The sequence below is a fragment of the Streptomyces sp. Ncost-T10-10d genome (assembly GCF_900091955.1).
Taxonomy (GTDB): domain Bacteria; phylum Actinomycetota; class Actinomycetes; order Streptomycetales; family Streptomycetaceae; genus Streptomyces.
Map to the genome: position 1 here is coordinate 54,765 of NZ_FMDF01000224.1, position 9,533 is coordinate 64,297.

A 9,533-nucleotide genomic window follows, 5' to 3' on the forward strand; every position below is an offset into this window, starting at 1 on the left:
GGTCAGCTCACATTGTGATCTCCAATTCGTCGTAACTGTGGGTGTAGTCAGTGCCGTTGAGGTGCGCAGCGAGCTTGCCGACATCGAGCTCCAGGCGGCAGCGTACGGCCCGGTCGGTCACCGTCTTGCGGGCTGCGATCCGCCGGTCCTTCCAGTCGAGGGCGAAGCGCACGAATAGCGTCCTCCTCAGGGGGAGCGGCGCAGTCGTCCAGCCGCACCAGATGTAGGCGAGGTGAGCGAACGCGGCGCTGGCCGTCTTCGGGCCAACGGGCCCCTTCGGCATCCGGCGTCGTATCCATGACTGGCGCCACAGCAAGGTCACCAACGACCTGGAGGCGGGCGAGATCCTGGTGGAAGTCTCCGTGAACGTGAGACATCACTCGACGGGCTGCACCATGGCCCAGTGCGGAAAACGGCGAGTGACGGGAGCGCGGAAGCTCGCGTCGGGAACGGCACACCACATCGGCCTGGGCCGGATCGGATGAGAGTCCGGCCGCGTTGGTCACGCTGCTGGTCACGGAGAGGTTCCGAACACCAGGTAATGGCTGGTCAGAGGCATAAAAGGCATGAGGACGACCGGGGCCGCCACCCCCCACAGGAGAGGCCCCGGTCGTCTTCCGCGGGGCCGTAGGACGACCCCGTACTCTTCTCAGCGCCGCCGCCGCGTTTTCTGTCACACCGCCCTGTGCCGGACGAATGTTGCAGGTTGTACAAGCCATGGACGTGACCCCCGCGAAGGACGTAGCGTGCTGAGTCGCGCAGGGTGGCGCGGCAGTGATGACCAGCTGCGATTCGGGACAGCAGGGCAGGTTGAGGGAGTGCTGGGGGACGACGCGGAGCTCACTGCCGCGGTGCTCGCGGCGCAGGACGGGGACGAAGACGCCTTCCGTACTGTGTACCGCGCTGTACAGCCGCGACTGCTGGGTTACATACGGACACTTGTGGGGGATCCGGACGCCGAGGACGTGGCGTCCGAGTCCTGGCTGCAGATAGCGCGCGACCTCGACCGCTTCAGCGGCGACGCCGACCGCTTCCGCGGCTGGGCGGCACGGATAGCCCGTAACCGTGCCCTGGACCATCTGCGGATGCGCGGCAGGCGCCCCGCGATCGGCGGCGACGAGTCGGAACTGTCGGAGAAGCCGGCCGAGTCCGACACCGCCGACGAGGCGATGGAGGCCCTGGCCACCGGCCGCACGATGTCGCTCATCGCCCAACTGCCCCAGGACCAGGCCGAGGCCGTGGTGCTGCGGGTGGTCGTCGGCCTGGACGCGAAGAGCGCGGCCCAGACGCTGGGCAAGAGGCCGGGGGCGGTACGCACCGCGGCGCACCGGGGACTGAAGCGGCTGGCCGAGCTGCTGCGCACGGACGACGCGGACCATGCCGGCGGCCGTCCCGGTGACGGGGACGTCGAGGGCGGCGACGGCCGTGTCGCAGGCGGCACGGGCATTGCCGCGGACCGTGCTCCCGCGGGCGATCCGGCGGATCCTCCCGCCCCTCGCACAAGCACGGCAGGTCGGACGGCGGAACTCGGCGCCGTGCCCGCCCAGCGCCCCTCCCACAACGGTTCGGCGGCGCCGGCCGGTGTGACGCATTCGCGTCCGTGGACGCAGAAGGACATGTGATGGCCGACGAGCACTACGAATGGCTTGACAAGGACGCGGCGGAGAGATTGCTCCGCCGCGAACCGGTCGATCCCGTGGGCGGTCAGTCGCGTACAGAAGCGGAAAGACTCGCGGCAGCGCTGGACGCCGCCGCGCGGGCTGCCCGCCCGGCCACCGGCGAACTGCCGGGCGAGGCCGCGGCACTGGCCGCCTTCCGCACCGCCGCGCAATCCGCGCGCGCACGGACACGGGCGGCGAACCCGCAGGTGAAGGGGTACGCCGAGAAGACGGCCGAACCGGCACCGGACGGCATACTCGAACCGGTGCACATCCGGCCCGCCTCCGGTGGCTTCGCCCCGCACCGCCCCTCTTCCTCCGCGGGCTCCGGCCGTACCCGCTCCCTGGGCTGGAGCCGGCCCATCCGCTTCGGCCTGGTCGCCTCCTTCGCGGGCTGCGCGCTCGGCGGGGTGGCCGTGGCCGCGAGCACCGGGATGCTCCCCGGACCGTTCGGCGGACGCACCCCCGTACCGGCGACCTCCGTCTCCGCCGCGGCGACGCCCGAGGAGCTCGGCTCCGGGCCCGTCACCGACGAGAGCCCGTCCGCGCAGCCGCCCGCCTCCCCGGAGACGGGGCCCTCCACACCTCCGGCGGATCCCTCCGCCCCCACCGGTGACCGGGGCAACGGCAGAACCGGCAAGGGCGAGGACCGCAAGGGGGACGACAACCGGAAGCCCGGCGGCACCACGAACGGAACCCCGAACGGCACCGAGAACGGCACCGAGAACGGCAAGCAGTCCGACGGCTCCGGGAACGGCACCTCGGGCAACTGGTACGCCAAGGCGCTCAAGGCCTGCCGCGACTACCGCGACGGCAAGCTGGACGACGACCGCAGGCGGTATCTCGAAGCGCTGGCGAAGGGCGCCCGCAATCTGGACCGGTTCTGCGACCGCATGATCGCCAAGAACACGGACGGCCAGAACAGCCCCGGCAGCGGCAGCGGCAGCGAAGGCGAGCAGGGCGAAGACGGCGATTCGAACGGGGACGGCGACGGCTCCAACACGCTCCCGTCAATCCGGTTCACCACCACGCCGTTGCCTTCGCCTTCGCCCTCGACCCCGGCCTCCTCGCCGGCAGCCGACCGGGCGTCCCTCGGCGCCGTCGGATCGCCCGGCTGAGAGCCGTGCGCGCCAGTCCCTTTCAAGCCGTCGCCACAAGGTGTGACGTTTTTCGAGGCCACGGCGCAGTACAGAATGAGCCGACTGGTCATCGGCAGCGCACAGAGCCGGGGTTCCCCCCGTACCTACGGCTCAGCGCATTGGCGCGGGCGGGACACGTTCCCCCGGTCCCGTCCGCGCCGCTTTCCGTCCGGCCGGACAGGCCCTACCCGTAGACGACGACCTTGTCGCCCGTCCTCACCTGGGCGAAGAGCGAAGCGATCTTTCCCTCGTCACGGACATTGACGCAGCCGTGCGAGGCGCCGCTGTAGCCACGGGCCGCGAAGTCCGCCGAGTAGTGCACCGCCTGACCGCCGCTGAAGAACATCGCGTAGGGCATGGCCGTGTGGTAGATCGTCGACACATGGTGCCGTGACTTCCAGTAGACGGAGAAGGTGCCTTCCCGGGTCGGCGTGTACTGCGAGCCGAAGCGGACATCCATCGACGAGACGACGCGGCCGTCGATCATCCATGACAGCGTCCGGCTGTTCTTGCTGATGCAGAGCACCTGGCCCGTCATGCAGCGCTTGTCCGGCTTGGTGACGGGCAGGCTGGTCGGCGGATTCAGCTCGGCGGCCGTCGGCTCGTGCGTCATGCCGAGCAGCTTCTGCCAGGTGACGGTGTCCGTCCTGCCTGTACGGGAGAGGCCGCGCTTGCCCTGGAAGGACCGGACGGCGGCGACCGTGACGCTGCCGTAGTAGCCGGTGGGGGAGCGGTCGAAGTGGCCGATCTGCCGCAGCCGGGCCTGCAGTTCCCGCACCTGCTTGCCCTGGGAGCCGCTCGCCATCAGCGTCGTGCCCTGCGTGTCCGGCTTCGGTGCGGGCGTCGCGGTGGCCTTCGGGGACGACGACGGTGCGTCCGGCGGGGGCGACTGCGCCGCCGGGGGCTTGGCGTCGTCGGTCGCCGTGGCCCGGGGCGGTGACGACGGGGCCGCGGACGCGCTGTCGGCGGGCTGCGCCTTGCAGCCGGCGGTCATGGCGAGAACGGTGAGCGCCGCCGTGGCCGTGGTCCCCGCCCAACCCCGTGTCCTGACCCGCCCCCTGCGCCGTGACGTGCCTCCGGTGATGCTGCGTATCATCTCGGCCCCCTGCTTCTCCGGGTTTCTCCGGTGTCCCATTGGACGGATTCCCGCTCTGCCCGGTTGCCAAAGCCCGCGCATGATGGGGAGAGCGGCGGCGAGGGCCGTGGGGGAGGGCTGTGAGCAAGGTCCCAGCCCATGCGTCTCCACCGGTCTCGCGCCCGCCGCTACAGTCCGTCGCGGGAATCCTTGGTTACCAGTAAGTAGCTTTACCGAGCAGCTTCAGCGGGAGGCACAGCAGATGACGCGCGAGTCGGAGTCGGGACTGCCCATCGAGCCGGTGTACGGGCCGGACGCACTCGACGGGTGGAACCCCGACGACAAGCTGGGAGAGCCGGGTGCCTACCCCTACACGCGCGGTGTCTACCCGTCGATGTACACCGGCCGGCCGTGGACGATGCGCCAGTACGCGGGTTTCGGCACGGCCACGGAATCCAACGCCCGCTACAAGCAGCTGATCGCCAACGGCACGATGGGCCTCTCCGTCGCCTTCGACCTGCCCACCCAGATGGGCCACGACTCCGACGCGGCGATCGCGTCCGGCGAGGTCGGCAAGGTCGGGGTGGCGATCGACTCGGTCGACGACATGAGGGTCCTGTTCGGCGGAATCCCGCTGGACAAGGTCTCCACCTCGATGACGATCAACGCGCCCGCGGCGCTGCTGCTCCTCATGTACCAGCTGGTCGGTGAGGAGCAGGGCGTCCCGGCGGAGAAGCTCACCGGAACCATCCAGAACGATGTCCTCAAGGAGTACATCGCCCGCGGCACGTACATCTTTCCGCCGGGGCCCTCGCTCCGGCTGATCGCCGACATCTTCAGGTACTGCCGGGCCGAGATCCCGAAGTGGAACACCATCTCGATCTCCGGCTACCACATGGCGGAGGCCGGGGCCTCGCCCGCGCAGGAGATCGCGTTCACCCTCGCGGACGGCATCGAATACGTACGCACCGCCGTCGCGGCCGGCATGGACGTCGACGACTTCGCCCCCCGCCTCTCCTTCTTCTTCGTCGCCCGCACGACGATTCTCGAAGAGGTCGCCAAGTTCCGTGCCGCCCGCCGGATCTGGGCGAGGGTGATGAAGGAGGAGTTCGGCGCGAAGAACCCCAAGTCGCTGATGCTGCGCTTCCACACCCAGACGGCGGGCGTCCAGCTCACCGCCCAGCAGCCCGAGGTCAACCTGGTGCGCGTCGCCGTCCAGGGCCTGGCCGCGGTCCTCGGCGGTACGCAGTCGCTGCACACCAACTCCTTCGACGAGGCGATCGCCCTCCCGACCGACAAGTCCGCCCGCCTCGCGCTCCGCACCCAGCAGGTCCTGGCGTACGAGACGGACGTCACCGCGACCGTCGACCCGTTCGCGGGGTCGTACGTCGTCGAGAAGATGACGGACGACGTCGAGGCCGCAGCCCTGGAGCTGATGCTCAAGGTCGAGGACATGGGCGGCGCGGTCAGCGCGATCGAGCGCGGCTTCCAGAAGAACGAGATCGAACGCAGCGCGTACCGCATCGCCCTGGAGACCGACAGCGCCGAGCGTGTCGTGGTCGGCGTCAACCGCTTCCAGCTCGATGAGGAGGAGCCGTACGAGCCGCTGCGCGTCGACCCCGCGATCGAGGCTCAGCAGGCGGCCCGACTGGCGAAGCTGCGGGCCGAGCGCGACCAGGGCGCGGTCGACGAGGCACTGGGCCGGCTGAAGAAGGCGGCCGAGGGCACGGACAACGTCCTGTACCCGATGAAGGACGCCCTCAAGGCACGGGCGACGGTGGGCGAGGTGTGCAATGCGCTGCGGGAGGTGTGGGGGGCTTACGTGCCGTCGGACGTGTTCTGAAGTGATGTCCACCCGCGGGGGTGATCTCTCGCCGAATGTCCATGGCCCCGGATAAGGTCGTGAACAGTGGTCCCCGAAAGGAGGATGCCGTGGCCGTAATACAGCACGAGGAGCAGGCGCGGGAGCAGCCCGAGCTGACGCTCGGCGAGGCAGCCGAACAGCTCGCACGCTCGCTGCCTGGGCATCGCGTGGAGATTCTCCAGGGGAGGCTCACTGTGACACCGCCGGCGGACGTATCGCATGCTCTGGCGCTGTCCTGGCTCAGCGAGGAATTCGGCGCCAGAGCGCGCACGGCGGGGCTCAGACTCGTCCAGGGGGTCGGGCTGTGGTTGCCTTCCGGGCCGGAGGACTACGCGATTCCCGACCTGTCGGTCGTCGAGGCCGACATCAAGGACGCACACGTCATGAAGAACTGCTACGCAGCCCACGCCTTCCGCATGGTGGTGGAGGTGACCTCCACCAACTGGGCGGACGACCTCGGTCCCAAGGTCGAGGACTACGCTCAGGCGGGCATTCCGGTCTACGTCGTGGTCGACCGCAAGCATGACCAGGTGCTGCTCTGCAGTGACCCGCGGGGCGGCGAATACAAGAACAAGGTGCCCCACAAGCGCGGGACGTCGTTCACCGTGCCGGACGTGGTCGGTGTCGAGATGAAGCTCTCCGTGGACCGCCTCCTGGACGGCGACGAGGACTGACCCCGGATTTCTCCGAACCCCCCGAACGGAGTGTCGTACCCGCGTGCGACACTCCGTTTCATGCTGGGTGTCACCGATCTTCCGACCTATCTCGCCGGCCTGGTGCTGATCGTTCTTCTGCCGGGGCCGAATTCGCTGTACGTGCTGTCCGTCGCCGCCCGGCGCGGTGTGCGGACCGGCTATGTGGCGGCGGCCGGGGTGTGGACCGGGGACACCGTGCTGATGACGTTGTCCGCGCTGGGGGCCTCGTCGCTGTTGCAGACGACGCCGGTGCTGTTCGCCTTCGTCAAGTTCGCGGGCGCGGGCTATCTGACCTGGCTGGCGATCGGCATGCTGCGGGCCGCGGTGGCCATGTGGCGCGAGCGGCACCGGCGGGTGGCCGAACTGACCGATGAGAGTGCCGGACCCGAGGCCGCCGCCGCGATGGAGCGGCCGTACCGGCGGGCTCTGGTGGTCAGCCTCTTCAACCCGAAGGCGATCCTGTTCCTGATTTCGTTCTTCGTGCAGTTCGTCGACCCCGGCTATGCCTATCCGGCGCTGTCCTTCCTGGTGCTGGGCACTCTGCTGCAGATCGCCAGCTTCCTCTATCTGTCGATGCTGATATTCGGCGGCACCCGCCTGTCCGCCGCGTTCCGCCGCCGCAAGCGGCTGTCGGCGGGAGCCACTTCGGCGGCCGGTCTGCTGTTCCTGGGGTTCGCGGCGAAGCTCTCGCTCAGCAGCGTGTGACCGCGGCGAAGCCCAGCGGTGCCAGCTACTGCGCCAGGCCCGAGGTGTCCTCGCCCGCCCAGCCGATGCAGCCGTCGGGGCGGATGAGGAACAGGCCCTTTCCGTAGGCCTCATAGCCTTTGTGCGGTGCACGCGGACCAGGTCGCCGTTCGAATGCCGGGAGTTCGGTGTCCGTGCCGACCGCCGGCAGCGTGAAGTGCGGGCCGCGGAAGATGTCGACGAGGCGCCGGCCCCCTGCTCTCCAGGTGCTTGTCCGACGCCTCCTGGACACTTGCCCAGGTTCTTCACGCTGCGGGTGTGCGGGCCGAACGGGTAGCTGCGGGCCTCCGCGTCCCGGCACAGACGGTCACGGCGGGGACGGCGCCACCCTCTCGGCCCCGCCCCCACGCCTCGGATCAGTTGTCGGACGGCCTGGGCAGGGCCCGGGCCTGGAACCGGGGTGCGTCCTGCGCGGTGCTTGCGGCGGTGCGCGCGAAGCTCGGCCGGACCTGGTAGATGCGGGTCTGGTTGTCGGCGGTACGGAAGGTGTAGGCCCAGGTCGGGCCGTTGCTGGTGGTGTAGGTGAAGGTGGTCGGCACGGTGGCGGCGGCCTCGGACGACGGCTGCTGCCAGGGGCGCCAGGTGCCACTGCCCTGGGTGGTCTCGCCGGTGTTGTGGATGGTGCCGTCGGTGCCGCGCGCGGTGATCTCGATGAGGCCGGTCAGCGGGGAGATGACGGCGCTCGGCTCACCTTCGGCGGTCAGCCCGTCGACGGTCTCCCAGGAACCGTAGGCACCGTTCTCGGCGGACTGGGCGGCGGTGATGATGTGGCCCTGGCCGTCGTTGGCGAACACCCGGATGCGGTACCCCGGGTAGACGACGAGGGAGGGCGCGCCGCTGACGTTCTGCGCGCCGAGGCCGGACCAGGCGGAGATGCTGCCGTTCTCGGTGAACCGGGCAGTGGTCAGCGTGCCGCTGGTGGTGGCGAAGAGCTGGATGCCGTCGCGGACGGTGACGGCCTGGAGGGTGCCGCCGAGGCCGGACCCGGTGAGGGGCATCCAGCTCATGAAGTCGACGTTGGCCCGCTGCTGGATGCGGTACCAGGGCTTGCCGTTGCCGTCGACGGCGAACTGGACGAGCAGCCCGCCGGGGGTCTTCGCGGTGACCGGGGCGTGGGCCATGGCGCCGGCCAGGTCGATCCAGTCGTTCCAGTCCGCGGAGGCCTTGGCGGTCTGGTTGCGCTGCCAGATACTGCCGGAGGTGTTCTGTGCGGTGAGGACGACGCGCCCGTCGGTGTGCTCGCCGAGGGCGGGGCGTCCGGTGAAGGCTTCGTTGCCGGACACGGTGGTCCACTGCACGCCGTTGTAGTCCGAGGCGTCCGCCATCCGGCCGTGCACCAGCCGGCCGATGTTGTCCGTGTACGCGAACTCCAGGGACCCCGTGGACGACTGGGTCACCGCGGCCGGGGTGAAGCTCTCCAGCGGTACCGCGGGGGAGACGGGGGTGTGGCTCGCGGTGATGCGGCAGGCGTCCGGGGCCCCGGCGACGTTGGAGTAGTTCTGCCAACCCGAGTTGCCGACGGTCTTGTTGTAGACCGGGAAGTCGCGGATGTTCTCGTCGAAGCGGTAGTAGTCGGCGGCGCCGGTCCCGGTTACGCCGACCAGGGTGTCACCGCCGATCGAGGTGATGCCCTTGGAGTACTGGTGCCAGTCGGCCAGGCTCTCCACCACGTGCCGCTCGAGCCAGCGCTGACTGGTGAAGTCGTAGCGTGAGCGGTAGAGCCGGCCGTCGGTCGCCGAACGTCCGTAGACCACGCCGGAATCGGCGGCGACGATCAGGTCGTAGCGCTCCCAGCCCTGGTCGATGATCTTCCCGCTGTCGGCGCTCCAGGTGTCGGCGGCGGAGTCGTACTTGAAGGTCCGCAGCGCGCCCTCGTTGTCCAGCACCCAGATCCGGTCACCCCGGTCGATGGTGATCTGGTTGCGGTCCTCGGCCTTGGTCAGCCAGCCGAAGTTGGGGCTGATCTTCTTGTGGTGGATGTCCCAGGCGCCGGTCGAGCTGACCCGGTGGCTCAGGTAGAGGCCGTCGGACTTGATTCCGTAGAAGCGCGCGCCCTGGCCCGCCAGCATTCGGCCGTAACCGCTCCAGGTCGTGTCGATCGTGCTGGGGGAGGTCAGGTTGCCGCCGCTGACCGGGGTCGGCATGTCGTAACGCAGCAGCTTGCCCGCGGAGTCCAGGGCGTACACGGGGCCCGTGGTGGTGCAGGTGGCGGCCTCCGCCGCGTGTGCGGTGCCGGGCAGGGCCACGAGCAGCGGGATTGCGGCGACGGCGGCGGTCAGGGCCGCCAGCCGACGGGCGGTGCGCGGAATGAAGTGGGACGTCATGCGGTCGGACGCTAGGCGAGCAGTGGTGAACGGT

General features: G+C 69.7%; 9 protein-coding genes. 5 read left to right on the forward strand and 4 right to left on the reverse strand.

Going from position 1 to position 9,533, the window contains the following annotated elements:
• Positions 1 to 7: 7 nt before the first annotated feature.
• Positions 8 to 172 carry a hypothetical protein gene (locus GA0115254_RS45040; protein WP_176740484.1) on the reverse strand — a complete coding sequence of 55 codons (165 nt, stop codon included), beginning with the start codon at positions 170 to 172 and terminating at the stop codon, positions 8 to 10.
• Between the two features lie 646 nt (positions 173 to 818).
• On the opposite strand from GA0115254_RS45040, the gene GA0115254_RS39975 reads away from it, so the two are divergent.
• Together GA0115254_RS39975 and GA0115254_RS39980 are read left to right on the forward strand one after the other, a co-directional pair.
• Positions 819 to 1,622, forward strand: coding sequence for an RNA polymerase sigma factor (locus GA0115254_RS39975; protein WP_093900162.1), 804 nt, complete (start codon positions 819 to 821; stop codon positions 1,620 to 1,622).
• The gene (locus GA0115254_RS39980) at positions 1,622 to 2,776 is read left to right on the forward strand and encodes a hypothetical protein (protein WP_093900163.1); all 1,155 of its coding nucleotides are present in this window, start codon (positions 1,622 to 1,624) and stop codon (positions 2,774 to 2,776) included. The genes GA0115254_RS39975 and GA0115254_RS39980 overlap by 1 nt, the downstream gene beginning before the upstream one ends.
• Before the next feature lie 205 nt (positions 2,777 to 2,981).
• Here GA0115254_RS39980 and GA0115254_RS39985 read toward each other — a convergent pair whose 3' ends face one another.
• Positions 2,982 to 3,893, reverse strand: coding sequence for a L,D-transpeptidase family protein (locus GA0115254_RS39985; RefSeq protein WP_093900220.1), 912 nt, complete (start codon positions 3,891 to 3,893; stop codon positions 2,982 to 2,984).
• 241 nt (positions 3,894 to 4,134) lie between these two features.
• On the opposite strand from GA0115254_RS39985, the gene GA0115254_RS39990 reads away from it, so the two are divergent.
• The 3 genes from GA0115254_RS39990 to leuE all read left to right on the forward strand — a co-directional run bounded on the left by GA0115254_RS39990 (position 4,135) and on the right by leuE (position 7,136).
• Positions 4,135 to 5,715: an acyl-CoA mutase large subunit family protein gene (locus GA0115254_RS39990; protein WP_093900164.1), complete on the forward strand. Its 1,581-nt coding sequence runs from the start codon at positions 4,135 to 4,137 to the stop codon at positions 5,713 to 5,715.
• An 89-nt stretch (positions 5,716 to 5,804) separates the two neighbouring features.
• Positions 5,805 to 6,410, forward strand: a complete 606-nt coding sequence (locus GA0115254_RS39995) for a Uma2 family endonuclease (protein ID WP_093900165.1) — start codon at positions 5,805 to 5,807, stop codon at positions 6,408 to 6,410.
• A gap of 60 nt (positions 6,411 to 6,470) precedes the next feature.
• Complete coding sequence (leuE, locus tag GA0115254_RS40000; RefSeq protein ID WP_093900221.1) at positions 6,471 to 7,136, forward strand: leucine efflux protein LeuE; 666 nt, start codon at positions 6,471 to 6,473, stop codon at positions 7,134 to 7,136.
• Between the two features lie 25 nt (positions 7,137 to 7,161).
• Here the strand turns inward: leuE and GA0115254_RS40005 are convergent, their stop codons facing one another.
• Both GA0115254_RS40005 and GA0115254_RS40010 read right to left on the reverse strand, forming a co-directional pair.
• The gene (locus GA0115254_RS40005; protein WP_176740485.1) at positions 7,162 to 7,407 is read right to left on the reverse strand and encodes a hypothetical protein; all 246 of its coding nucleotides are present in this window, start codon (positions 7,405 to 7,407) and stop codon (positions 7,162 to 7,164) included.
• A gap of 124 nt (positions 7,408 to 7,531) precedes the next feature.
• The gene (locus GA0115254_RS40010; protein ID WP_093900166.1) at positions 7,532 to 9,499 is read right to left on the reverse strand and encodes a tachylectin-related carbohydrate-binding protein; all 1,968 of its coding nucleotides are present in this window, start codon (positions 9,497 to 9,499) and stop codon (positions 7,532 to 7,534) included.
• Positions 9,500 to 9,533 lie beyond the last annotated feature (34 nt).

Coding starts and splice junctions, on each gene's coding strand:
- leuE (WP_093900221.1), top strand. CDS start 6,471: ATGCTGGGTGTCACCGATCTTCCGACCTATCTCGCCGGCCTGGTGCTG.
- GA0115254_RS39990 (WP_093900164.1), top strand. CDS start 4,135: ATGACGCGCGAGTCGGAGTCGGGACTGCCCATCGAGCCGGTGTACGGG.
- GA0115254_RS40010 (WP_093900166.1), bottom strand. CDS start 9,499: ATGACGTCCCACTTCATTCCGCGCACCGCCCGTCGGCTGGCGGCCCTG.
- GA0115254_RS39980 (WP_093900163.1), top strand. CDS start 1,622: ATGGCCGACGAGCACTACGAATGGCTTGACAAGGACGCGGCGGAGAGA.
- GA0115254_RS39985 (WP_093900220.1), bottom strand. CDS start 3,893: ATGATACGCAGCATCACCGGAGGCACGTCACGGCGCAGGGGGCGGGTC.